This is a genomic window from Vibrio sp. 1CM23M (assembly GCF_023161755.1).
Taxonomy (GTDB): Bacteria; Pseudomonadota; Gammaproteobacteria; order Enterobacterales; family Vibrionaceae; genus Vibrio; species Vibrio coralliirubri.
In genome coordinates, this window is sequence record NZ_JALNTR010000001.1 from 976,191 (window position 1) to 999,131 (window position 22,941).

The following is a 22,941-nucleotide window of genomic DNA, read 5'->3' on the forward strand; positions in this document are numbered from 1 at the left end:
TGGTGGCGTTAAACAAGATTAATACGTTTGTCATATACAGCAATATCGATCTAATTCAGCACCTGAAAGGGTTGGTGTGTTTCTATGTTTTGATACGCTTTTGCGATAATGGCGTCGCTCGAGCCATTGACGAACTTTGGTGTATTAACGTGTTTCGGCGTATAAACAAGCGTTGATAGCATAGTTGAAGCTAGAAAAATAATGATGGCAATGGAGCGCTATCGTGATAAAAGACAGGGGCAGGATGAATAACGATGAATCTCAGTGGGATGAATACCCATAAGATTGAACGAGAGCTGTGTTTTAGTCACGCTATCGCTATGAATTGTATATAAATATTGGTAAAAATGGACAGGTTGGCTAAACTTACCAATTACAAAGAAGATGTGTTTGAAGGCAAAAAAAAGCCCAAAGTGATGAGGTATCACTTTGAGCGATTTTACTAATCTTCTAACACTAACTCACTTTCGTATTCTTCCCTAGGCACTTCGCCGCGTTTGCAGCCGTTTAGGGTGTGAAAGCGACGGCGTCCACGAGCCAGTTGAATGTACTTCAACCAAACACGCTCTAACTTGGACTTTGCCTTATGAGGGTGAGACAACACTTTAATGAAGTGTTTTTCTTCTGCATTGATTGGTGCTAGTTCACCAGTTTCAAGTGCAAGCATAGTGTCACCAAACAAGGTTAGGATTTCCTCTTCTGAAAGAGTAAAATCACCCGACTTAGCGAACCCTCTCGGGAATTTAATGGTGTCATAAAAACGTTTTTTTCCGTGTCGGAATTCGGTCTCAGACATATCAGCCTCAGTAATGTGGTTAGATAGAAATTAGTGTTTATTGCTCACGCGAAAATATTGTTAAAAGGCTAAAATAGGAAACAAAACGTTTTTGCCTTTACGATAAACAATCCTAGATCGGCTAGTTAGCAGATTTATTACAGAGATGTATTTGATGGATGTGAAAGTATTTAGAACCTTTCTTGAGGTTGCAAGGGTGCGCCATTTTGGGCGTGCAGCTGAAAACTTGTATTTAACACAAGCGGCGGTGAGTGCGCGGATCAAACAGCTTGAAGGCTATTTTGATACTCAGCTCTTCATTCGTGACCGCAATAACATCAAACTCACATCTTCCGGTGAACGTTTGATTGGTTATGCCGAAGTGATGGTGTCCACTCTACAACAAGCCAAATTTGAGCTGTCGTTAGAGAGTGGTAAAGCCTTGCAGTTAACGCTGGGCGGCACGCCGAATATTTGGGATGCGTATCTGCAAAACTGTTTAAGTGTGGTAACCGACTCTTTTGGTGGTTACGGCTTTATGGCAGAGGTGATGGGGCGCGAGCAACTGAACCGTAATTTGTTAGAACGAACCTTAGATATGGCTTTCGCGTTCGATCAGATCAAAGCAGAAGAGCTGAACTGTAAAAAAGTCGCTGACTTGGTTTTGGTATTGGTATCAACGCAGCAAGATGATCTGGAATCTGTATTCCAACACAAGTATGTGTATGTGGATTGGGGAACGCGTTTTGGTTCTGAACACGCAGAACGTCACCCTAAAGTGCCAGCACCTTATTTACGCACCTCTACAGCGCGTATTGCCCTCGATTTCATTTTAGAGAAAGGTGGCAGTGCGTATCTTCCGGTGTCTCTAGTCGAACCTTTTATCGATTCGGGTCAGCTGCATAAGGTGAAAGGGGTTGAAGACTGGTATCGCCCAATTTATCTGAGCTACCGTAAAAGCAGTACTTCGGTTGATGCGATCATGCAGGTTGAGAAGTTGGTTAATGAGATTGACCCATCGACTGCTTACACATTGCAGCAAGCCGCTGAACAAGCGCCTGAGTAACGGCATTCGCGGTAAGCAATGGCTTTATTGATTAGATTCAATAAAAAATGGCTCCCAACTAATTGTATAGTTGGGAGCCATTTTTGTTTTAAACCAGAAATGTACTTCTTTTCGGAACTAGAGATCGTTTCTAATTCCATAAATATCGTTTAAGCCTGGTATGTGTAGCCTTTTTTAACAGCCCTATCACTTCAAAGCACTATTCTTCGAAAATTCTAGAGATTCATTAGATTCTCAATAGACTCTTCAAGAGAGTGTGACATGTACGAATGGATTTGACTGCCATCCGTTGCGTCAATCTCAATCATAGAAATCCCGTTGTCCGCTTTGTCTTCAAGAAAGCTCAGAGACTGCTCGACTGATTGACTGGTGAGAACCTGTTGGTTTGATAAAACAATACGACACGTGTGAAGAACCATAGCCTTTTCCTTTTTATATTTATATTCGATCGGTCTCTGCATCTTGGCGTGCTAAGTACCGATCGTTGACGTTGTGAGAAGATTGCCTTCTCTAGGTTAAATTTAGTCGAATTGAATAAAATTAAAACCCTTTTTTGTGATTTATCTGACCTTCGCTTCCGAAAGTGGCTAGCGACAATGGTGGTTCACGGTAAACTTTTAGGTATCGGATCAAACGCTATGGTAAATGGGAAGAGTACGGCATGTCGAAAAAGATCAATCACAACAGCACCTTAACCAGTGAACAGTGCCATTTGGCTCGATATGCGCGAGATGCTCGCTTTGATGGGATGTTTTTTACAGCGGTGAAAACGACAGGAATTTTTTGTCGCCCGATTTGCCCAGCAAGTCCGCCCAAAGAAGAAAACGTCGAATATTTTTCCCATCAAGCTCAAGCATTGAAAGCGGGGTATCGTCCTTGTTTACGTTGCCGACCAGACAGCGCGCCTTTTTCGCCAGCATGGAAGGGCGTCGAAACCACTTTCTTGCGTGCGATGCAGTTGATTGATAATGGCGCACTGAATTCAGGATCTATCGTCGACCTTGCAACGCGGCTAGGTATTTCAGATCGTTACTTACGAACCTTATTCGAAAATTACATCGGTGTGTCACCCAAGCAATATAGTCTGTACAGCCAACTGATGTTCGCCAAGCAGTTGCTGCACACCAGCAGCATGAGCATTACGGATGTCGGCTTTGCTAGTGGCTTCAATAGTACGCGCCGTTTTAATGATGCCTTTCAAAAAGAGCTGCAGCTTTCGCCAACCCAAATTAGGCGAGCCAAGCCAAGTGACACCCTGCGTAATCATATTCAGCTTGGTTTTCATGGACCCTTAGATTGGAATCACTTGTTGGGGTTTTATCGACGAAGAATGATTGAGGGCTTAGAAGATGTTGGCGAAGATTATTATCAGCGTTCGGTAAATGTGAACGGGTCAAAGGGTTGGTTCAAGGCGACTTTAGCCAAAGAGAACCGCTTGGATATTGAATTTGAGTTGGACGATATAAGCCAGTTAAGAAGCTTGATTGCGAATATCCGCCGTATGTTCGATCTTGATGTCGATATTGCCAAGGTCGAAGCGTTCTTCACGATTATCGATCCTAACTTGGTGGCTAAGAGTGGCATCCGTATTCCTGGCGTGTGGAGTGCTTGGGAAGCCGGAGTTAGGGCGATTCTAGGGCAGCAAGTTTCGGTAACCGCGGCGATTGGTCTGCTTAACTTATTGGTCAAAGAGCTTTGTGATGAACATGAGAAAGCCAGCTTCCCAACCCCAAAACAGATAGCGGACGCTGATGTTAGCTTCTTGAGAATGCCGGGAAGCCGCAAAGAGACCCTAAAGCGTTTTGCCGAATACATGGTCGACAATGAAGCTGAACATCCTTCCAAATGGATTGAGCTAAAAGGCATTGGGCCTTGGACGATTCAATATGCACTGCTTCGCGGGTTAAGCGAACCTAATCATTTGTTGGTTGGTGACTTGGTGGTGAAGAAGTTTATTGAGCATCGACCTGCCATTAATGCAGAGAGCGTTTCACCTTGGGGGAGTTACGCCACGTTCCACTGTTGGAATCAGTCTTAATTGGAATACTAAGCTAGGAGATATCATGGACAACCGTTTTACTTACTATGACAGCCCATTGGGAACCGTGACGTTACAGGCGAACGATGAAGGTTTGCTCGGCCTTTGGTTCGAGACACATACCACCAAGCCGGAACAGTTGGGTGTTCAAGATGATAGCTTTCCGATCTTTGCATTGGCTATCGAGCAGCTTAATCGCTATTTCTCAGGCGAAGTTATTCAGTTTTCTGTGCCGATCGCAGCCAAGGGCACGCCATTTCAGCAGTCGGTTTGGCAGGCGCTGACGACCATTCCTTATGGAGAGACTTGGAGTTATGCACAACTGGCTGATGCGATAGGCAACCCGAAAGCCGTTCGTGCTGTAGGCTTGGCGAATGGCAAAAATCCGGTTTCAGTGATTGTGCCGTGTCACCGTGTGATTGGCAAAAATGGCAAGCTGACGGGGTATGCAGGTGGCGTAGAACGTAAACAGCGCTTATTGGTGATAGAGGGAAGAGAGCAGAACTAGCAAGCGATTTAGCAATGAGCCTGTCGAGATGTTGACCGAGGATCACGTACTACTCATAGTGAAGGCGAGTGGTACTTAAAATGTGACTTTGCATTAAAATCAACGCTTTCTGGAAAATATCGATTTGGTTGCATATTCTTTGACTATGTTCTCTAGGCAAGGATGCCCAAATGAATAGATTCCCTTCACTAATATCTGGCTGCAGCTCTGCATTATTGCTGACAGGTTGTTTAACTGATACCAGCCGACCTTTCGAGGTTCCACAGCTTGCTCTGTTCAAAGGTATGTATGAAAACGCAGATAATGACAGTTATCTACTTTTTGAATCCGGACAGGTGACTTATCAAACAACGGACAATTCCGTGACTCGAACCTATCGTGTCGATGATGACTTGATCACCATTGAGTTCAATTCTGGAAGCAGCCGAACTGACTCTAGACTGGTTATGCGCATTCAACATCAGGGCGAGATGTTAACTTGCAACCAGTGCCCAGCGATACAATTGAGTAACGTCTGGACACGTGTTGATAAGCCTCTGAAAGACAGTTCGAACTAGAAAAGATCTCCGAATTAGAAAAGATCGCCATTAAGCCACAGGTGAGCCGCGATACTGACGGCATAGCCAATCATGATCACTGGCATCCATTTCAAGTGGCCAAAGAAGGTGTATTTGCCATGCGCCGCGCCCATTAACGCCACACCTGCCGCACTACCAATAGATAACAAGCTGCCGCCAACGCCTGCGGTTAAGGTGATCAGTAGCCAGTTACCCATCGACATTTGAGGCTCCATCGATAACACCGCAAACATCACCGGAATGTTATCGACAATCGCAGATAAGATCCCCACCATGATGTTGGCCCAAATTGGATCCCACTGGCTGTACATCACACCAGAGGCAAGCTCCAAGTATCCCAGTAGACTCAAGCCACCGACACACATCACCACGCCGTAGAAGAACAGCAGGGTGTCCCATTCGGCATGCGACACTCTTCGAAATACATCAAAGGGCACGACTGAACCGAGTCGCTTCAACGCCCCTTCATCATTGTTGGCAATCGCGACTGCTTTTTTCTTCGCCAGTGAATTTGGCAAGGTCTTACGCAAGAAATAACCAAAGAACTGTAGATACGCCAGCCCCATCATCATGCCCATTACTGGAGGGAAGTGGAGTACGGCATGGAAAGCAACCGCAGTGCCGATGGTCATGATGAACAACAACACGATGCGTCTTGCACCTCGTTTTAATTCAACGTGCTGATGCACCGTGTCGGGTTGGGTTGTGGGAACAAAGTAAGACATGATCATTGCAGGGACGAGGTAATTCATCACTGAAGGAATAAACAAGGGAATGAACTCACTGAAGCTTACATAGCCAGCCTGCCACACCATCAACGTTGTGATGTCACCGAATGGGCTGAATGCGCCGCCAGCGTTAGCGGCTATCACGATGTTTACACAGGCTAGGTTAACGAATTTAGGGTTGGAACCTGCGACTTTCAAAACCACGGCGCACATCAATAGAGCTGTGGTGAGGTTGTCGGCGATAGGTGAGATAAAGAAGGCCAGAATACCGGTTAGCCAGAACAGAGAGCGGAAATTAAAGCCTTTGCCCACCATCCATGCTTGCAGCGCATCAAACAGTCTTCTCTCTTCCATGGCGCTGATATAGGTCATGGCGACGAGTAGGAATAGTAAGAGCTCAGCGTATTCCAGTAAGTTGTGTTCGAGCGCTTGTTTAGCCACTTCAACAAGGTTGTGTTCTTGGTAGGTAAAACCAATGATTATCCAGATCAGGCCTGCCGCAAGTAACACTGGCTTGGATTTTCGGAGCTTTAGGTACTCTTCCATCATCACCACGATGTAGGCGACAACGAAAATGGTTAGGGATAGGTAGCCAGCGAATGAGTTGGTGAGCTTGAGTGGTTCTCCCAACTGAGAAGTGGCAGCACCTGCTACCGTAGAAAAGAGTAACAAAGAGAGAACAGCAGAAAGCTGGATACCTAACATGGATTACGCTCCGAAGTTAATAAGTTATTAACACGGGTAAAAGCGTAGACCTAAATAACCATGTGCAGTGTGATAGATATCTTAATAATTCAATAGATTATAATGAAAGGAATAGACTGTGATGTGAACGAAATACGGTCTTGCATGCTCAAAATTACTTTAAGTTAAAGACTAAAGAAAAAGCCCTACCGGACTCAGTGCCGATAGAGCTTATTCGAAATTGCCAACATTATGCAGCATTGAGATCAAACGTCAGTGTTTGTTCTGCTGCACATACTTCAACAGGCCAGCCATAGGATTGGTATTCAAGCGCAAGTTTGTCCGCTACTACGCGAGATACTGTTGCAGTGATCCACATGCCTTTGCCCATTACTTGATATTTAAGTGTTCTCATTTCCATAGCCATCACCGTTCTCCTTCTATATTGGCTGCGCGAAGTCTATAGCACCTCTGAGGGCTGAAATTTCGAATTAAGCTCAAATGCTTTATAAAATGGCTCACTGTTTGCGCTTGGTTCAAAACTCAATCAACTAAGGGAAAACGGTTGCGTTCTGGAAGCGAAATCACTCTTTAAGTCTCTGTATTATAATCGAATTAAAATTGATCAGAAAAAAATGTAAGAGATCTCTTACAACATTGTCAGAGATCGCACTAGGTAAAAACTTCTCACTAGAAGCCAGGTTTGTGTGGCGATTGTGTGCGTTTTTGGTTGCGCTGTTGAAGCAAGATTTGTTTAGTTTTGTATGTGAAATATTCTGATTTATTTAGCGTATGGTCCTGCTTTCAAATCCAAATCACAGTTTTATATGTTGCTGTGCTTCTTTTATTCAAACCGATACGCTATTTGATTTTGGTCATTAACCTTTCGCTCATTAGTTTGCACTATCTATACGTGTTCTGTTCCACATAAACGAGATGTATAGAGGTCCTTATGACTAATCCAACCAAAACCGATCGTAAAGTCACGATCGGCAGCTATATCGCACTCGCGTTCGCGATTGTGTTCTTTTCAGGCTTAATGCAGTCCAATGAATGGTATGGAGTGTTCGATTTTACAACGCTCAATGGTTCATTCGGTAAGGTTGCTTACGATGTGAGTGAAACGGCCGATGGTATTCAAGCGGCAACGACGTCACTGCGTGGTAAAGGTGGTAGTGGTGCTCGTGACGGTTTCATTTTTGCTTTGACACTTATTCCGACCGTAATGTTTGCACTGGGTATGATCAACGTACTTGAGCACTACGGTGCTCTGGATGCGGCTCGTAAACTGCTGACACCTCTGCTTCGCCCTTTAATGGGTATTCCGGGTAACTCAGGCTTGGCACTGATCGCTTCTTTGCAAAGTACCGATGCTGGCGCAGCGATGACACGTCAGTTGAAAGATGAAGGGCATCTCACTAAGCGTGAAACCGATGTGTTCACCATGTTCCAGTTTACGGCGGGTGCGGCGATCGTTAACTTTTTCTCTTCAGGTGCGGTGCTGTTCACTCTAACCGCGATGGACGGCTCTTTAGCGGTGACGTCGTCAATTGGTTTGGCTGTCGCTGTGATGTTTATCTTTAAGTTTGTCGGCGCGAACCTGTTCCGTATTTATCTCAACATTACTGAAGGCAAAGAAGACAAACCAAAATCAGACAAAGAACAAAAACTGGAAGAGGAAGTAGCATAATGAGCGAAGTTAAAGCAAAGAAACCAATGGTTACTGATATTTTCGTTGAAGGTGCTAAGAAAGGCTGGGTTATTGCGACTACCTCTACGGTACCGAATGTTCTGATGGCGTTTGTGATCATCAAGGCATTGCAGATAACGGGTGCGCTGGATTTGATGGGCAGTGTATTTGCTCCAATTATGGCGGTATTTGGTTTACCTGGCGAAGCGGCAGCGGTATTGATCGGTGCGTGGATGTCGATGGGTGGCGCGGTGGGCGTGGTTATCACGCTGTTTGACCAAGGTATTCTGAACGGCAACCATATCGCTATCTTGGCGCCAGCTATCTACTTGATGGGCTCTCAGGTGCAATACATGGGCCGTATTATGGGACCAATTGGTACTGAAGGTCGCTACATCCCGGTGATGATCGCGATTTCGGTATTGAATGCGTTTGGTGCAATGTTCTTGATGAACATTATTTTGTAACGTGACTTTGAGCGGTTAGCTGCGAATAGCTTTTAGACGTTACAAAAAAGGAAACCCCGTTTGGCTTTCACCAAACGGGGTCTATTCTTTTCGTAGCCATCCTGCTACTGCGCGTTACTTATCTTTCAATAGGTAACTGGTGCTCCCTGCATCGTTCCTTGACGTGGCTAAATCCTTTAACCTATCCAATTCATCGCCGTCCTAGCGGTGTCCTTGCAAACTCATCATCCTGATAAGCGACTCTATCCTAGAGCATAACTTCCTTGCTGATAACTCATCCTAAGCCATCAAATCTTCATCCTGAAGATACCTAATCCGTTAGGCTTTTTCCTGTTCCTGCCAACTCCCTGTCGACATGTGTATTAAACACTGCAGAGGCTTTACTCACAATCCACCCTAAGAAATAAATGTACCCACTGAGCGAAAGAAATATGCGTGGATTCATACAAAACAAGGGCTTGGGTTTGTATTTTACGAATTTTCTGCGAAGCTTGATTGTGATCTCTTACGTTCGGTGTGAGAGATCTCTTACAAGTGCTCGGGCGCGATTTTCATTTTATCTCGGCGGGTGTTGTCGAACAGATAACAAAGAACACTGAGTAAACACAAAATAATAGGGAAATATGATGGTTACAGCACTTTACGCAGCCTTGCTGACGGTCGTAATGATTTGGTTAGCAATAGAGGTGATCAAGCAAAGGCGAATCAATCTTGTTGCTCATGCTGATGGCGGTGTTGAGTCGTTACAGATAGCACGTTCGGCACAAAGTAACGCGATGGATTACATCCCAATCACCGTGATTTTGATGGGATTGTTAGAGATGAATGGTGCCGGTGTGTGGCTGATTCATGTCATTGGTGTAGCGTTTATTCTGGGGCGAGTGATTCATGCGAAAGGGATCTTAGCGAAGAACTTCAAAGGTCGAAAAGTGGGGATGGTGTTAACGCTTATCTGCATGATCTCTTTGATTGTCCTAAACTTAGCTTACCTACCTTTTGATAAAATGTTCTAGGGAGCATTATGGCGTTGCGCCTTCCACCTGCTTGGGCGATTGTCCTCGCAGGCTTGATACTCAACATCATGGCGATTGTCATGTCGAGCTTGGTGCTCGATAAAATTGAAGCTGAGAAAGCGGAATACAACGATCGCAAATTCGGCAATGTGTACTCAATACAGCTTGCTTGGAATACGATTGAAACCCTAGAGCGTAAGCGTGAAGCGATTCTGATTCACCTTGATAAACCAGAAACGGGGCAGCCTACCACTGTTCTTGATGAAGCACTGCGTGGGCAACTTAGGCGTTGGGTGAGTAGCGAAGTGCCAAATATCTCTTTGTCTAACTTGCCGAAACTGATGATGCTGATAAACGGTGCTCAAGAGTCGCAACGAACTCGAATCGATGACTACTATTTGGATAACCTGACCTTGGTTGAGTTAATCCAAAGGCTTGATGAGAAAATGGCTTTCTATAAGAACATAGCCCTGTTTCTTCAAGTATTTGGCTTGGCGCTTATCTTAGCGCGCGATCTCGCTAGAAGACCTTAGTCTTTAACTTTATTTCCTCTATTTACTTGTCTACTTTACCGTTAGCGAGACTCACTTGGCAGGTTAGGATGCTGCTGGCCTTGGTACTTTGGTAACTGTTCTTTTAGTCCCTTAAACGTGCTCAGTGCACTGCCTATCGATAACTTGTTCATCAACCAATTCGGTAGGATGCCACCTGCGTTCGCATAAGCGGTGTAGGTGATGTAGGTATTGCCATTAGTCAGCGGTTGCAGTGTCCAAAGTGCGTCCACATCGTAGATTCGAATGTACCCTGACTCTTTCGCTAAATAGTTCGACGCATCCTTTATCGACAAGACAAACTGCCCATCCTCGATGCTGTATTTTGAGTAGGTCACCATGTCTCGATCTCTAGCAGGCCACGGTGCTTTGAATTGGGTATAGACGATGTTTTCCGCCTCAGATATCTGCATCAACACACGGCTTTGCGACACATTATCTATCCAGTTTGGTACGTTCTCGCTGTCTTCCAATAACAGTAAAAAACCGGAATAAGTGGTGGGCGTTTGCATTTGCGCTCGTATCTCGACCAAGCCTTCGCTGTGTGGCCTTTTATCAATCATGATGCCATCTTCACTTTTGACGAACTGCCACGGGTTGGCATAAGTCAGTGTCGATAGGGCGCAGAGGCCGAGTGCCAAAATCCTAGGTAATGTCATTATTCTTCCATAAAAAGAAAAGCTTATCTGCTAGGAGTATAGAATAGAAATGGACTTTGTAGGTGTTGCCAATCGCTTTGGGTTGACCTATTTGGGGAAATCCCAATGAAAACGGAAGCGTTCGGTCGCTTCCGTTTTATTCGTGGGCAATGGATAAGCGCTGTAGGCTAGAACTTAGAACTTAGAACTTAGAACTTAGAACTTAGAACTTAGAACTTAGAGCTTATAGGCTTCTACGGTTTTGATGGTTGTCCAGTTGCTGTTGGCGTCTTGGATGAACTCTTGTGTATTCTCCAACCAACGTTCTTGAACCGATTTGTCTAAGTTCAGATACAACTTCCCATCTTCCACTTTCCAAGCGAGAGGGTCGGTTTCAAACTTCTTACCCATGGCTACTCCAAACGCGCAGTAACCGCCATATTGAGGGGCATAGGCTTCTGGATTGGCTCGAAATTCATCTCTGTTTTCACTGCTAGCAAAGTTATAGATCGCATTCTTATAGGTCGCTGTGAACTCTGATGTGCCTTTTACTGGGCCTTCATTGGAAAAGTAAGCGACAGGGTCATAGCCTTTAATTGCGAGGTCATTGCTGTCGACACTCATATCAAGGTCTGCTGCCATTAACGAAAAACTGGTGCCTAGTAACGCGGCCAATAGAGTGATTTTTTGACTGGTCGATTTCATGTGTGACATATCAAGTTCCTTGTCAGTGTTGGTTATCTTGTTTGAAATAATTTAGCCCACTCGTCCGGTCTATAGAGGGACAAAAGAACTAAAAACTAAGCGAATCGTTCGGAGGATGCATGGATCTGCTTTCACAATTAATGGAACACTTCTCGATACGCACTGGCGTTTTCTATTCAGGAAACCTGTGTGGAGTATCGTCATTTAACGCGCAACAAGGTAAAGAGGGGCATCTTCATGTATTGAGCGCAGGGGAGTTGAGCTTGTCTAGTACTCACACGGAACACCGGCATTTGTCGCAGCCTTGCATTGTTTATCTGCCGAATAGCACACCACATGCGATTGAAGGTGTGGGAGACGGTGCGGAGGTCGTGTGTGCGAACGTGGAGTATCGTTCAGGACAGATGAATCCTTTATTGTCGGCTCTGCCTGACGTAATAGTGATTCCGTTTGAGGATGCACCTAACTTAATGCCAGTGATTGAGGTGTTATCTAATGAGTCGAGCCAAGAATCGTCGGGGCAGCAGTACTTAATGGACAAATTGAGCGATGCCTTGATGGCTTTGATTTTCCGTCATCTCATTGAACAACAGAAAATTGATAGCGGCGTTTTCTCGGCGCTTGCTCACCCGCGATTGGCTTCTGTGGTCACGGTTATTCATCGATTACCTGCTCGTCACTATTCGATTGCCGAAATGGCGTCACTGGCCGCGATGTCTCGCACTCAGTTTATTGAAGCGTTCAAACGAGAAGTGGGTGAAACGCCGGGAGATTATGTGCAAAAGTGGCGAGTCTCTGTGGCTCAATCTCTGTTATTGCAAAATAAGCCGATCAATTGGGTCGCTGATGAAGTGGGTTACAATAGCTATTCAGGATTCTCACGTGCTTTTCAACATGTTGCCGGAATGTCGCCACGTTTATGGCTAAAGCAAAATGTAATGTGAAGCGCTTGCAACCCTACCTGCAATATGGCTATTGGCATGAGACTGGCCTATGTTATTGCGGAAATTGAGCGTAGTTTGTTCATTTCTCGAATGACGGTGTAAAAAGGTGGACTTTATAAGCTTGTTGTAACATCCTGCCCGTCCTATTTTATCAGACATCAATGAGACGAAGTGCCTGCTGAACATTATTCAGCCTCCCGTATCTCATTAAAGCACTAAGGAGTTCCACTTGAACCTATTTGTAAGAGACCTTACCGTTATCGATTCTTCATACATCTGTGAACACAGAGGGGTCGTAGGAGATAGTTGGATTTTAGATGTCACCATGTCTGGTGAACTGAACGAAATGAGCATGGTTCTGGACTTTAGCCGAGTCAAAAAGCAGATCAAACAGCTGGTTGATCAACATGTTGACCACCGCTTACTGCTGCCAATGAAAAGCTCTGCAATCGTACATCAAGCGAGCAAAGCGGGCTACTCTAAGGTTGATGTGTTGCGTGGTGACAAGAGCCTTCATCTACATTGCCCTGATGAAGCATATTGTTTGATTGATGCAGAAGCGATTACTATCGAGAGTGTGACCGCACACGTTTACAATATTCTTCGCGATAACCTACCAAGTAACGTCACAGGGTTAGAGATCACCCTACGTCATGAGAACATTAATGGCGCGTTTTACCACTACACTCATGGTTTGAAAAAGCATGATGGCAACTGCCAACGTATCGCCCACGGTCACCGTTCTCCAGTAGAAATTGTGGTCGATGGTCAGCGTGACGAGCAACGTGAACAAGCATTTGCTCAGCGTTGGGAAGACATTTATTTAGGTTCTAAAGAAGACCAAGTTTCAGTTTCATCACTTAACCTGAGTGAAAACGCGAACAGTGTTAATGATGAAAGTCACTATGGCTTCCGCTACACCGCGCCACAAGGCGAATTTGAGCTAGCGATTGCTAAGAGTGAGACGGAAATCTTGCCGACCGATACCACGGTGGAATTACTTGCGGGCTATATTGCGGATCAAGTTGAGCCTAGCCTAGCAGAGAACCAATCACTACAAATCGTCGCTTATGAAGGTGTTGGCAAGGGCGCAATGGCGTTCCGATAACACTTCAACGAGTGACAGACTCTCGTTACTGAGATGATGAAATAAAGGCAAGATAATCCGTTATCTTGCCTTTATTTTTTGTTGCTCTTTAAAACTGATTTAGCGGATAGTTTTAGGCATAAACACGCCCTAGCGAAGTAGCATGTGTCGCAGTGGCGTTTTCTCGATTCCAACAACCAACCCGAAGCTTAACAATACGGTACCAAAAAATACCGTAACGTCTTTTGCCAATTCCGTAATGCCGAAAACTCCACAGACATTGAACAACACGATAATGATCAGCAAATGGCTGACGTAGATACCCAGCATGCGATTTGAAATGGCATGAACCCAAGCGTAGTTACCCATGTTTGGATTAGCTAAAAGCCACATGAACACACCCATCCCCCACAGAGCCGTGCCAAACAAGAAATCATTCATGTTGAATCCGACGTCGAACGTGGTGAGCCATGCCGCCTCAGCAAAGTGAATCAACATGCCTAACGCTAATAGCCCCAACGCTTTAGTTGATGACACCTTCCATTGATTCTGACGAATAAGGAAACCTAAGGTCACCATTAACGTGCTAAAGAACGGGCCATTACGCGTGAAGAAGGGTGCTTCTAACCCGGTTAGCGTTGCGTAGCTTCCTGCCAAAACACCATAAACGTAAAGTACAATGGCCGCTGGTAATAGCAGTTTGTCGAGTTTCATTTCGACTATCAAAGCAATGATCAAAACTGCACATACGAGAGCGGGAATAAACCATAAATGAACCAATCCACCCTCTAAGAAAGAGTTAAGTGGCGTGTTCATTAAGAAACCCCAATAGCCTTGGCGCTCACCTAGGTAACCAAACTCTTCTACCTTTGCGAGGTTGAATGGCATCACTAAGCAAATGATGCTCCATGCTAACCAAACCTTAAGCAGTGGTTTAGAGTAGTTAATGACGGTCTGCCAGGGGGCTGCAGTCAACTTGGGTTGAATAAGATAACCGGAAATTAGGAAAAACAGAGGTACCGCAAAACGAGCGGTTTGGTTGAGTACATAACCGAACCAAGGCACTTCATCTATTTGCCAATAAGTGAGTGCCATTTGACCGTGTAAACCAATGATCGCCAAGATAGCAATCACTCGGCCTAACTCGATACTGGCGATGTGTTGTGAAGGCGTATGTTGAACGGAAGACATATCAGATCTCTTAGTAAAATTTTTACGAAATCTAGCAGTCTTTATGCCCAACCAGTTAGTCCTAAATCAAGGCTTATGACCTTTGTTTCAAGGCTTGTGTCGGTTTTTTGAAGCCTGTCGCAGCTATATTAAATCCATTGCAGTAAGTACAAAAATACCGAGAGTACAAGTGATAAGAGAAACAACAGTAGTAAGCGCGATAATGTTAGCTGCCAGTGTTGAGTTTCCTCCCATCGCACGAGCCATAACATAGCTTGCCGCTGCTGTTGGTGCTGCGCTCATCAAGAAGATAAGTCCGAGATCGAGCCCTTCAAATCCTAAGTACCCAGCCGCCAGTGTAATCAGTAACGGTGAGGCAATTAACTTGTAGCTAGAGGCGAACCACGTGGACAGTTTTTCTTGTTTGAGCGAGCTGATGTCCAGCGACCCACCGGTACACAGCAGTGCTAAAGGCAACGTCATGTTGGCAAAGTATTGACCAGCGTCAGTGACCATTTTGGGGATAGGAATAGAAAGTGCATAGAAGACGACCGCTAAGAAAATAGCGATGATCAATGGGTTTTTGGTAATCGACTTGGCGATCACTTTAATCGCTTTCGCGCCAGTGTCTTCGCCTTTGGGTGTCAGTGCAATCACGGCTTGAATGTTATACAGCACGGTTAGAGATGCGACATAGATAGCCGCCAATGCCACACCTTGGTTGCCATAGATATTAGCCACATAGGCGAGGCCGATGATCGCGGTATTAGCGCGAAATCCACCTTGGACAATCACACCTTGATCTTTCGAACCTTTGAATACCAACTTGGTCGAGAAAATCGTGAACAAGAAAAAGATAAAGTTAGCGATGACGCCAAACGCAACTAACGCGCTACTGGCTGAAAAGTTGTGATTCGATTGAACAATACTCAGAAATAGCATTGCGGGCAGGGTGACTTGAAATACCACCTTAGATGCGACATCAATGAAATTGTCATTGATTAAGCCGATTCGCTTGAGCATCACACCAAGAAACAGCATTAAACAGATAGGGCCTGTTACTGACGCCGAAAACGCAAACTGTTCCCAAAGTGTGTTCATTGTTTTTCCTTTAGCTAGTCGATTTCAATTTCCTTTGAATACTGTCGCATTTTTCCATAATTCTTTGATAAGACAAAATGAATACCAAGGGTTAAGTAAAAAATCTTGAAAAAAAGAACGAACGTGCTAAAAATAATGTATCAGATTTATTATTGGTGAATAATGAGTAAGGGAAAGATAACCAAAGAGTATATTTTGAGCCATGCATTCGCGCTTGCGAGTGAGAATGGGCTTGAGAGTTTGACGATTGGCGAGTTAGCCAAGCAGTGTGGCATGTCTAAGAGTGGCTTGTTTGCACACTTCAACTCTAAAGAAAACCTGCAACTCTCTGTACTCGAGTATTCCAACGCCATATTCACCGAAAGAGTCATCATTCCCGCAAGAGAGCTGGGAGATGGTGATATTGAAGCGAAATTGAAACAGCTGCTCGACAATTGGCTAGGCTGGAACCATTCGTTCCAAGGCAGTTGCATGTTTATTGATGCATGGAAAGATGCGGGCAGTGAAACGTCTGTAATTCAGAAAGCATTGCAGAAAACGATTTCAGTGTGGATTGATTACTTGACGATTCAGGTAACAAAAGCGGTTGAGAGCAAACAGTTCAGAGCCGATTTAGATCCTAAACAGGCAACCTTTGAGTTATACGGTCTCTATTTGAGTGCTAACTTGTTCTACTCGTTACGAGGCCAACAAGCGAGCCATACCCATTTTTGGAGTGGTGTAGAGCGCTTAATCGCTAGCTGGAAAGTGGTTTAACTCGCCAAGCCACTTGGTTCGGGAAACCATAGAGTTCGCAAGCTACTTAGCTCGCAAACTATTGAGCTCGCAAAGCATGTGACTTTGTTTAACTAAGGTTTACAAGAAATTTAAGAGAAGTGGCGGCAAGCAGTCATAAAAAGCGCTATCGCCATTTTTTACACTAATAAATAGCACGGTCGTTCGATTTTTAGGGCCGAGCTCGATCCGCCAATGATGATGGCGATACAAGGAACGGTCATGAGTGACAAAATCTACTTTAATACATCGAACAAATTCAGCTTCAAGCGCAGCTTAATTGGCGCTACAACCAATCTGCATTACATCTTAGCGCCGAGCCATGCGAAGAAAACGGCACGTAAGCTGCTGCTCACTCCAATGCGTACCGAGCAAAAAAATGCTGATCCCCAAGGGCTTATCAAGAGTGAAATTGAAGGTCGTGATGGCGTTTTAAAAACCTATTCTTTAGGTACGGGGCCTGTTTGGGTGCTGACTCATGGTTGGTCTGGCACCGCGAGTCAGTTCTTCCCTTTGATGGAACACATCGCCGCCAAAGGCTTTACGGCTCTGGCTTACGACCATCCTGCTCATGGTGGCAGCGATGGTGTACATGGTCATATTCCTGCGTTTGTGAATGGTTTGGAAGCGATTCTCGATTCGGTGGGTGAGGTAGCTGGTTTGGTCGGTCATAGCATGGGTACCGCTTCTGCGTTGGAATGTAAGCACGTTAAATTGGAAAACAAGCCATTATTGCTGATTGCACCTGTGTTGGATTATCTAGAAAACCTCTTTGGCAGCGTCGCGCGTTCAGGTTACTCAATGAAACTGTTTGAAGCGGTAGTCGGAGAAGTAGAAGAGCAGTTTAACTACCCAATTCAGTCTGTTGACCCCTATGGAAAGCTAGCGCTTCGTGAGTCTCAGACGATCATCGTTCATGATGAGCAAGACAAGTTTACTAAGTTTGATGTGTCTCAGCGTGCTGCTAATGAAATGGGTCGCGTTACTTTAATTGCGACTCAAGGACAGGGCCACGGTCGAGTAATGAAGTGCCCACAAGTATTCGAGAGCTTTGATAACTTAATTGGCTAAGTCCAACGATCGTAAGTCAGTAGGACGCCAGTAAAAAGATCGTAAGCTCAAAGGTCAGAAAACAAATAATAAAAAGGCCAACCAGACATTATCTGGTTGGCCTTGCTTTTAGGTGTTTAGTCGACGCTTAGTTCGCGTTTAGCTAAACCCTATTTTTAGTTAGCACAGCTTGCTGGGCCTATCTCTTTCCACACGCCCCATTGGCCTGTCGTTGTTGGATCTTCACCGGTTGTCCACCATTTCGCTTCCCAAACCTTACCGCCTTGAGTTACTTGGTCGCCGCCCGTGTAAACCGCACCTGAATCCCAAGCGTTAGTACACGTACCGCCGCCTGTGGTTTTCTTAAGAACTTTCACTGAAGTAGCCGCTACTGACGTCTCTGTGCCATCGCTGACCGTTACAGAGAAGTTCAGCATTGTATCTTGCGTGTATTCCGCCGCGACAAAGCTCACTGAAGAACCTTGAACCGTTGCATCAATACCAGCAGGTACATCCCATGTGAAGGTCAATGTGTCTTGGTCTGCATCGCTCGAAGCCGAAGCATCAACCACGACTACATCACCCGCATTAACTTCAGCCGGAGCCGTAACCACAGCAACCGGTGCTGTATTGACTGGGCCCGTGTCCTTAGGGGTTACGGTTACAACAACGGTGTCAGTTGCAGTAGCGCCTTCGTTATCGGTTACCGTTAGGCTGAACGTGAGTGCTTCTTGTTGTGCGACTTCAACAACATCGAAGCTTGCAACAGCTGCATTGGCATTAGCCAGTGTTACGGCAGTTCCGCTTACTTGTGACCAAGCGTAGCTCGCGATTGTGCCGTCGCTGTCTTTTGAAGCGCTGCCATCTAGAGAAACAGAAGCTGGGCCTTCAACAGATTGGTCGGCACCTGCTGCTGCAGTTGGTTTACGGTTTACAGGATCGGTGGTGCCACCTGCTAGACCTTCATGCATTGCATTTAGGATATCGCCGTTATCTGCATCAATTTCCCAAGAGAATAGACCTGCAAGGCCAAGGCTACGAACGTACGCGCCTTTTGCTTTTACCGAGCGGTCATCATCAAATGTGATCAGCTGACCTGAAGTGCGGTTCCATACGTAAGGCGCTTCTGCCATTTCGTCGTAACCGTATTCGAAGCCATTGATACCTTGGTTATTCGCACCAAGCATGTTCGCCTTAATGCCTTTGTAGTCGATAACACCATCTTCCCAGACGCCTTGCGCAGAGCTACCTTTCAGTTTGCCGTTACCAACACCTGTCATAGGGTCGCTAGGATCCGAAAGTGATGAGGGTAATACACCTTCCCAACCACGACCGTACATTGCTGCACCTACGACAAGCTTGTTAGCTGGAACGCCTTGTTCGAGCAGCAATTGGATGCCGTTGTCCGTTGTGTAAGCTGGGCCTGTGTATGGTTTGCCATTTTCATCAATGCCTGAGCCATCACACTGACCAGGGCGCATGAAGTTACCGCAGTGTAATGCTGCTTGGTGACCTAATACGTTGTTCCAACCGCCGTAGAAGTCGTAAGTCATCGCAAAGATGTAATCCATGTATTGGATAGCATCGCCGTAGTTCACGTCTTCAATTTTATCGTGGCCAACACCTATCGCAGATGTTAGCTCGTAAGTACGGCCATTTTCTGCTTCTAGCTCATCGAGCATCGCACGTAATTCTGCCATCAGTGCAATGTAGGCTGGGCCATCATTTTCTGGGTCACCAAGCTCTGGCGCAGCACCGCCACCACCTTGGTATTCCCAGTCGATATCTACACCATCGTAGAATTTCCATGTGTTTAGGAATTTTTTAACAGATGCAACGAAGGTGTCACGGTTGGCTTTGGTTGTAAAATCAAAGAACGGGTCAGATAATGTCCAGCCACCAATTGATGGGATGATCTTCAAATCAGGATTACGCTGTTTGAGCGCCATCATCATTGCGTAGTTACCCTTGATCGGTGAGCTGTATTCGTGACCCGCTTGAGGGAAGCTCTTCTGGAAAGCCGCCCAAGGGTCATGGATCACCACCTCGTAATCGTTAACGCCCTGACATGCCGTCATGAGTGCGTTGTAGCTGTTACCACCTACTGATTTAACTGATTCGTTCGGACCACAAATTGGGATGAAGCCATAAAGGATATGGGTCAAGTTGTCAGCGGGTAGGTTATCTACCGTGTAGTCACGACCATAAATACCCCATTCAACAAAGTAAGTACCTACTACCGTGTTTGGATCTGTGTTGTATGACTTGTTGTTTGGATCCACATTCATCGCAAGTGGCGCTAAGTGGGAGCCATCGGTATCTGCGATGGTGATTTTAGCGGGTGCGCTCTTGCTACAACCAGTTTCGTCACACGCTTCAATTTCCATATCGAATAAGCCGCCTTGGCCGTATTCGAATGAAGCCGTGGTTTGGCTGCCAGTGATTGGGCCGGTGGCCACTTTAACGCCATCAAAGTAGATGTTGTACGTGTTTCCTGACGTTCCGCTCCATTGGTTGAACTTAACGTCGACCTTTGCTTTATCGTGATATTTCACCATCTGGTTGTAGCCAGAGGTGGTTTCCATCGCGAGTTCAATTTTAGAAAATTGCAGGTTGTTGGAACCGTACATGTCGATGCTAGGTGCTGTTGGAGCAGCTAATGCTGTACCAGATAGCGCTAGAGCAATGCTTGCAGCACAGGTATTTATACGAATCATACTATTTCTCTCATTCCTTGAAGATTACGAGAACCAATTGGCCCCATAAACGGCTCCAATCAGTTTTGAAGGAGCTTCCCAGTCAGTATTCGAGAGAGTTTTAATTTCATAACTGAAAATAAATCCGTTTTCGATGGACAACTAAAAAATTGTATCTTGTTACAATTCTGTTGCTTAATGAATGAGAGGCTGAGTCCATGTTTTATAAAATAAAACACCCTTCAGTAGGAAAATCTCACAAGTGAAAATTCACGACATGAAGTTATGAAAAGGTGCGACAAACTATAAGAAAATACTGTGGATTGAAGCAGAATCACAAAGTGAAGTATGTTGAGCGAGCGGGGTCGATCGACGAGTAAACTTGAAGACGAATGCTTATGGCAGTATGGATAAGAGGGTTATCTTTTGAATTGTTCAGCTAGGGAAGCGCGTCGTTGCTGCATGACACTATGGGTATCACCAGTCGCAGTATCTTCGTAGCCTTCTTTAATAAATTGCTGAGATGGTACGCTTGGCTCTAATCGCTTCAAGCGAGGCGAATCGTAAGTACCACTGATGGTGTAAACGGTGGTTCCAGAGCCAGTGTTGATCGTGACGATCTTACCGTCAAAATCGAATGAGGTAGTGATAAGACGATGATTCATCATCACACCGTTTTCTGAAAGTGTCAGGATGTCGGTGTTGTAAGGTGGCGCCGCAATCTCTATCCATGTGCCATAGACGTTGCTTGGGCTGACAGATTGCTGGTGGGCTTGGTAAGCAAAATAGCCAGCGGTGAGGGCAACCATAAAGCCAACTAATAGGAAGCCGTAGAGTAACGAGTTGGCAAATAGATCTCTGCTTTTAGTCGGCTTTTTTGCCATTATCTCTTCATTTTTCGACTGATATTGTTTTAGATTCTATTAACTAAAACCTTAGTTTGCAAAAATTGTTCTAAGAGTTAGAAGCAGGATCGAATGTTCTAATAAATTTGGTTGCGTTAGTGGTTTTTAGCCTTGCTCCTCAGTATTTACGCTATCAATGAAAGCGAATTCCAGAAATGCTTAAGCTATGCGTATTTATTTCTTGTAGGAAAGTCTCGAATTGGTTAAAACAATTATTACCTAAATTTACGCATAGGCTTACTCGGTGAGCTCAATAATTGCAATTTGAAGATAACAAGGAAGTACAATGATTAAAGAAAACACATACTTTGAAGGTGGCGTTAAGTCGTTAGCGTTTAACCAGTCTGGTGCTGATGTGAGTGTTGGTGTAATGGCAGCTGGTGAGTACACGTTTGGTACTGCGGCTCCAGAAAAGATGACCGTTGTTAAAGGTGCTTTGATTGTAAAGCGTGTTGGCGATGATGACTGGACGACATACCAATCTGGTGAGTCTTTTGACGTTGCGGGTGACTCTTCATTCGACCTACAGGTAAAAGAAGCGACGGCTTACCTATGTGAGTACTTGTAATCAGATCTAAATTTGTTCAATCAGGGCATCTTTTGTCTCTGATTGAATAGAAAAAAACCACGCTCTAGGAGCGTGGTTAAATAAGTGATAGTAACCGGCAGTGGATAGTGTCACTTGTTTTTGTAGTCATCAAATGGATGACCAAATCGTTGTTCGTTACAAAATCTCTTCAATCTTCAATCTTCAATCTTCAAAGCTCAAAGCTCAAAGCCAAGATATCAGTAAGTCTCAAACACACCGTTGTTGTAGTCTTGAATTGTCTGTTCAATCTCTTCCATCGAGTTCATGACAAACGGACCATAGTGCACAACGGGTTCATTAATCGGTTCACCAGAAAAAATCAGTACCCCTGAATCTTCTAAGCTACCCAAAGACAGCAAGTCAGCTTTGGTGAGCAGGGCAAGTTGACCTTGGTTGATCACTTTGTCGCCGATCTTAATACTGCCTCGATACACGTAAGTCATGGCATTGTGATTAACATTAGTCCCTAACGTGATTTTTTGCCCATAATAAGAGCGCCAATCCGCAACGCTTAACGGCACACCTGTTTTCTGTAATGGGCCTTGCGCTCGTAAAGCTTCTGAATCTTTGTCAGTTTGGTTGTGCAGTTCAAACCCTCCGGCAATCACTCTTAACAAACCACTTTTTTCACTTTGATGCTCCGCGATGCTTTCACTTTGGAAATCGTGATATTGCGCTGGCTGCATTTTGTGTGTCGCAGGTTGGTTTATCCAAATCTGAAAACCATGCAGCGCACCTTCTTCCATCATTGGCATTTCACTGTGAATGACACCACGACCTGCGGCCATCCATTGAGCGCCACCGCTGCGCAGCTCTCCAACATTTCCCATGTGGTCTTTGTGTTGGAAGTGACCTTGGAGCATGTAAGTGAGAGTTTCTATCCCACGGTGAGGATGTGGAGGAAAGCCGCCAACATAGTCTTTGCTTTCATCCGACTTTAGTTCATCAACCATCAAAAATGGAGAGAAGCACGCGTTATTAAAACCCGCGAGTCGTTGGATTTTGACGCCGTCACCATCTGAGGTGGCATGTGCTGCAATCACATGATCTACTGCTCTTACATTCGTCATTTTGAAAACCTCATAAACTTGAATGGCTGTAGTTTATGTAATTTGAATTAAAAAGAAGATGGCACAGCGTTGAGTGACTTATTCGAAAATCTTGAACAGGTAACAATATGAAAT

At 45.0% G+C, this 22,941-nt stretch carries 24 protein-coding genes; 13 read left to right on the top strand and 11 right to left on the bottom strand.

All coding sequences use genetic code 11. From position 1 onward, the window contains the following. Positions 1-442: 442 nt before the first annotated feature. Entirely contained in the window at positions 443-796 is a 354-nt protein-coding gene (locus MSG35_RS04145) for a DUF413 domain-containing protein (RefSeq protein ID WP_019819999.1), read from the bottom strand. 154 nt (positions 797-950) lie between these two features. Between MSG35_RS04145 and MSG35_RS04150 the strand changes: the two genes are divergently transcribed. Beyond that, the gene (locus MSG35_RS04150; RefSeq protein WP_029405267.1) at positions 951-1,841 is read left to right on the top strand and encodes a LysR family transcriptional regulator; all 891 of its coding nucleotides are present in this window, start codon (positions 951-953) and stop codon (positions 1,839-1,841) included. A gap of 215 nt (positions 1,842-2,056) precedes the next feature. Here MSG35_RS04150 and MSG35_RS04155 read toward each other — a convergent pair whose 3' ends face one another. Next, positions 2,057-2,260: a hypothetical protein gene (locus tag MSG35_RS04155; RefSeq protein ID WP_048610044.1), complete on the bottom strand. Its 204-nt coding sequence runs from the start codon at positions 2,258-2,260 to the stop codon at positions 2,057-2,059. A 242-nt stretch (positions 2,261-2,502) separates the two neighbouring features. Here MSG35_RS04155 and MSG35_RS04160 point away from each other — a divergent pair, with 242 nt between their 5' ends. The 3 genes from MSG35_RS04160 (at position 2,503) to MSG35_RS04170 (ending at position 4,944) form a co-directional block, all read left to right on the top strand. Next, entirely contained in the window at positions 2,503-3,879 is a 1,377-nt protein-coding gene (locus tag MSG35_RS04160; protein WP_248382962.1) for an AlkA N-terminal domain-containing protein, read from the top strand. Positions 3,880-3,904: 25 nt separating this feature from the next. Beyond that, positions 3,905-4,387 (top strand): methylated-DNA--[protein]-cysteine S-methyltransferase, encoded by a 483-nt coding sequence (locus MSG35_RS04165; protein WP_248382963.1) that lies wholly within the window; start codon positions 3,905-3,907, stop codon positions 4,385-4,387. Positions 4,388-4,557: 170 nt separating this feature from the next. After that, the gene (locus MSG35_RS04170; protein WP_248382964.1) at positions 4,558-4,944 is read left to right on the top strand and encodes a hypothetical protein; all 387 of its coding nucleotides are present in this window, start codon (positions 4,558-4,560) and stop codon (positions 4,942-4,944) included. A 14-nt stretch (positions 4,945-4,958) separates the two neighbouring features. Here MSG35_RS04170 and nhaD read toward each other — a convergent pair whose 3' ends face one another. Both nhaD and MSG35_RS04180 read right to left on the bottom strand, forming a co-directional pair. Continuing rightward, positions 4,959-6,398: a sodium:proton antiporter NhaD gene (gene nhaD / locus MSG35_RS04175; RefSeq protein ID WP_248382965.1), complete on the bottom strand. Its 1,440-nt coding sequence runs from the start codon at positions 6,396-6,398 to the stop codon at positions 4,959-4,961. 229 nt (positions 6,399-6,627) lie between these two features. After that, on the bottom strand, positions 6,628-6,804 hold the full coding sequence (locus MSG35_RS04180) for a hypothetical protein (RefSeq protein WP_248382966.1): 177 nt from the start codon (positions 6,802-6,804) through the stop codon (positions 6,628-6,630). A 525-nt stretch (positions 6,805-7,329) separates the two neighbouring features. Between MSG35_RS04180 and MSG35_RS04185 the strand changes: the two genes are divergently transcribed. The 4 genes from MSG35_RS04185 (at position 7,330) to MSG35_RS04200 (ending at position 10,080) form a co-directional block, all read left to right on the top strand. Beyond that, a complete protein-coding gene (locus tag MSG35_RS04185) occupies positions 7,330-8,067 on the top strand; it encodes a nucleoside recognition domain-containing protein (protein WP_048610036.1) in 738 nt (245 codons plus the stop codon). Beyond that, positions 8,067-8,534 carry a YjiG family protein gene (locus tag MSG35_RS04190; protein WP_004737023.1) on the top strand — a complete coding sequence of 156 codons (468 nt, stop codon included), beginning with the start codon at positions 8,067-8,069 and terminating at the stop codon, positions 8,532-8,534. Before MSG35_RS04185 ends, MSG35_RS04190 begins: the two co-directional genes overlap by 1 nt. A 626-nt stretch (positions 8,535-9,160) precedes the next feature. Beyond that, entirely contained in the window at positions 9,161-9,547 is a 387-nt protein-coding gene (locus tag MSG35_RS04195; RefSeq protein ID WP_004732742.1) for an MAPEG family protein, read from the top strand. 8 nt (positions 9,548-9,555) lie between these two features. Beyond that, entirely contained in the window at positions 9,556-10,080 is a 525-nt protein-coding gene (locus MSG35_RS04200; RefSeq protein ID WP_248382967.1) for a DNA mismatch repair protein, read from the top strand. 41 nt (positions 10,081-10,121) lie between these two features. On the opposite strand, the gene MSG35_RS04205 is transcribed toward MSG35_RS04200, so the two are convergent. Further along, a complete protein-coding gene (locus tag MSG35_RS04205) occupies positions 10,122-10,757 on the bottom strand; it encodes an START domain-containing protein (protein WP_248382969.1) in 636 nt (211 codons plus the stop codon). Positions 10,758-10,973: 216 nt separating this feature from the next. After that, positions 10,974-11,450, bottom strand: a complete 477-nt coding sequence (locus MSG35_RS04210; RefSeq protein WP_248382971.1) for a YHS domain-containing (seleno)protein — start codon at positions 11,448-11,450, stop codon at positions 10,974-10,976. A gap of 110 nt (positions 11,451-11,560) precedes the next feature. On the opposite strand from MSG35_RS04210, the gene MSG35_RS04215 reads away from it, so the two are divergent. Beyond that, entirely contained in the window at positions 11,561-12,385 is an 825-nt protein-coding gene (locus MSG35_RS04215) for an AraC family transcriptional regulator (RefSeq protein WP_248382973.1), read from the top strand. 229 nt (positions 12,386-12,614) lie between these two features. Continuing rightward, positions 12,615-13,493 carry a 6-carboxytetrahydropterin synthase gene (locus MSG35_RS04220; RefSeq protein WP_248382975.1) on the top strand — a complete coding sequence of 293 codons (879 nt, stop codon included), beginning with the start codon at positions 12,615-12,617 and terminating at the stop codon, positions 13,491-13,493. Between the two features lie 129 nt (positions 13,494-13,622). Here the strand turns inward: MSG35_RS04220 and MSG35_RS04225 are convergent, their stop codons facing one another. Then, positions 13,623-14,663: an acyltransferase family protein gene (locus MSG35_RS04225; RefSeq protein WP_248382977.1), complete on the bottom strand. Its 1,041-nt coding sequence runs from the start codon at positions 14,661-14,663 to the stop codon at positions 13,623-13,625. Positions 14,664-14,786: 123 nt separating this feature from the next. Then, the gene (locus tag MSG35_RS04230) at positions 14,787-15,743 is read right to left on the bottom strand and encodes an AEC family transporter (protein WP_017072390.1); all 957 of its coding nucleotides are present in this window, start codon (positions 15,741-15,743) and stop codon (positions 14,787-14,789) included. A gap of 162 nt (positions 15,744-15,905) precedes the next feature. On the opposite strand from MSG35_RS04230, the gene MSG35_RS04235 reads away from it, so the two are divergent. Both MSG35_RS04235 and MSG35_RS04240 read left to right on the top strand, forming a co-directional pair. Next, positions 15,906-16,499: a TetR/AcrR family transcriptional regulator gene (locus tag MSG35_RS04235; RefSeq protein WP_050620178.1), complete on the top strand. Its 594-nt coding sequence runs from the start codon at positions 15,906-15,908 to the stop codon at positions 16,497-16,499. A gap of 240 nt (positions 16,500-16,739) precedes the next feature. After that, positions 16,740-17,588, top strand: coding sequence for an alpha/beta hydrolase (locus MSG35_RS04240; protein WP_048610017.1), 849 nt, complete (start codon positions 16,740-16,742; stop codon positions 17,586-17,588). A gap of 155 nt (positions 17,589-17,743) precedes the next feature. Here the strand turns inward: MSG35_RS04240 and MSG35_RS04245 are convergent, their stop codons facing one another. Together MSG35_RS04245 and MSG35_RS04250 are read right to left on the bottom strand one after the other, a co-directional pair. Then, positions 17,744-20,284: a glycosyl hydrolase family 18 protein gene (locus tag MSG35_RS04245; RefSeq protein ID WP_248382979.1), complete on the bottom strand. Its 2,541-nt coding sequence runs from the start codon at positions 20,282-20,284 to the stop codon at positions 17,744-17,746. Positions 20,285-20,682: 398 nt separating this feature from the next. Next, complete coding sequence (locus tag MSG35_RS04250) at positions 20,683-21,147, bottom strand: DUF2850 domain-containing protein (RefSeq protein WP_059018030.1); 465 nt, start codon at positions 21,145-21,147, stop codon at positions 20,683-20,685. Between the two features lie 307 nt (positions 21,148-21,454). Here MSG35_RS04250 and MSG35_RS04255 point away from each other — a divergent pair, with 307 nt between their 5' ends. Next, the gene (locus MSG35_RS04255; RefSeq protein ID WP_017057600.1) at positions 21,455-21,736 is read left to right on the top strand and encodes a pyrimidine/purine nucleoside phosphorylase; all 282 of its coding nucleotides are present in this window, start codon (positions 21,455-21,457) and stop codon (positions 21,734-21,736) included. A 218-nt stretch (positions 21,737-21,954) separates the two neighbouring features. On the opposite strand, the gene MSG35_RS04260 is transcribed toward MSG35_RS04255, so the two are convergent. Next, entirely contained in the window at positions 21,955-22,827 is an 873-nt protein-coding gene (locus MSG35_RS04260) for a pirin family protein (RefSeq protein ID WP_248382981.1), read from the bottom strand. Positions 22,828-22,941 lie beyond the last annotated feature (114 nt).

Bases quoted from the DNA above. Each gene is read 5' to 3' on its own strand.
- MSG35_RS04180 (WP_248382966.1), bottom strand. From the start codon at position 6,804: ATGGCTATGGAAATGAGAACACTTAAATATCAAGTAATGGGCAAAGGC.
- MSG35_RS04170 (WP_248382964.1), top strand. From the start codon at position 4,558: ATGAATAGATTCCCTTCACTAATATCTGGCTGCAGCTCTGCATTATTG.
- MSG35_RS04250 (WP_059018030.1), bottom strand. From the start codon at position 21,147: ATGGCAAAAAAGCCGACTAAAAGCAGAGATCTATTTGCCAACTCGTTA.
- MSG35_RS04205 (WP_248382969.1), bottom strand. From the start codon at position 10,757: ATGACATTACCTAGGATTTTGGCACTCGGCCTCTGCGCCCTATCGACA.
- MSG35_RS04185 (WP_048610036.1), top strand. From the start codon at position 7,330: ATGACTAATCCAACCAAAACCGATCGTAAAGTCACGATCGGCAGCTAT.
- MSG35_RS04235 (WP_050620178.1), top strand. From the start codon at position 15,906: ATGAGTAAGGGAAAGATAACCAAAGAGTATATTTTGAGCCATGCATTC.
- MSG35_RS04240 (WP_048610017.1), top strand. From the start codon at position 16,740: ATGAGTGACAAAATCTACTTTAATACATCGAACAAATTCAGCTTCAAG.
- MSG35_RS04160 (WP_248382962.1), top strand. From the start codon at position 2,503: ATGTCGAAAAAGATCAATCACAACAGCACCTTAACCAGTGAACAGTGC.
- MSG35_RS04260 (WP_248382981.1), bottom strand. From the start codon at position 22,827: ATGACGAATGTAAGAGCAGTAGATCATGTGATTGCAGCACATGCCACC.
- nhaD (WP_248382965.1), bottom strand. From the start codon at position 6,398: ATGTTAGGTATCCAGCTTTCTGCTGTTCTCTCTTTGTTACTCTTTTCT.
- MSG35_RS04245 (WP_248382979.1), bottom strand. From the start codon at position 20,284: ATGATTCGTATAAATACCTGTGCTGCAAGCATTGCTCTAGCGCTATCT.
- MSG35_RS04165 (WP_248382963.1), top strand. From the start codon at position 3,905: ATGGACAACCGTTTTACTTACTATGACAGCCCATTGGGAACCGTGACG.
- MSG35_RS04255 (WP_017057600.1), top strand. From the start codon at position 21,455: ATGATTAAAGAAAACACATACTTTGAAGGTGGCGTTAAGTCGTTAGCG.
- MSG35_RS04190 (WP_004737023.1), top strand. From the start codon at position 8,067: ATGAGCGAAGTTAAAGCAAAGAAACCAATGGTTACTGATATTTTCGTT.
- MSG35_RS04145 (WP_019819999.1), bottom strand. From the start codon at position 796: ATGTCTGAGACCGAATTCCGACACGGAAAAAAACGTTTTTATGACACC.
- MSG35_RS04200 (WP_248382967.1), top strand. From the start codon at position 9,556: ATGGCGTTGCGCCTTCCACCTGCTTGGGCGATTGTCCTCGCAGGCTTG.
- MSG35_RS04155 (WP_048610044.1), bottom strand. From the start codon at position 2,260: ATGGTTCTTCACACGTGTCGTATTGTTTTATCAAACCAACAGGTTCTC.
- MSG35_RS04195 (WP_004732742.1), top strand. From the start codon at position 9,161: ATGGTTACAGCACTTTACGCAGCCTTGCTGACGGTCGTAATGATTTGG.
- MSG35_RS04150 (WP_029405267.1), top strand. From the start codon at position 951: ATGGATGTGAAAGTATTTAGAACCTTTCTTGAGGTTGCAAGGGTGCGC.
- MSG35_RS04225 (WP_248382977.1), bottom strand. From the start codon at position 14,663: ATGTCTTCCGTTCAACATACGCCTTCACAACACATCGCCAGTATCGAG.
- MSG35_RS04215 (WP_248382973.1), top strand. From the start codon at position 11,561: ATGGATCTGCTTTCACAATTAATGGAACACTTCTCGATACGCACTGGC.
- MSG35_RS04230 (WP_017072390.1), bottom strand. From the start codon at position 15,743: ATGAACACACTTTGGGAACAGTTTGCGTTTTCGGCGTCAGTAACAGGC.
- MSG35_RS04210 (WP_248382971.1), bottom strand. From the start codon at position 11,450: ATGTCACACATGAAATCGACCAGTCAAAAAATCACTCTATTGGCCGCG.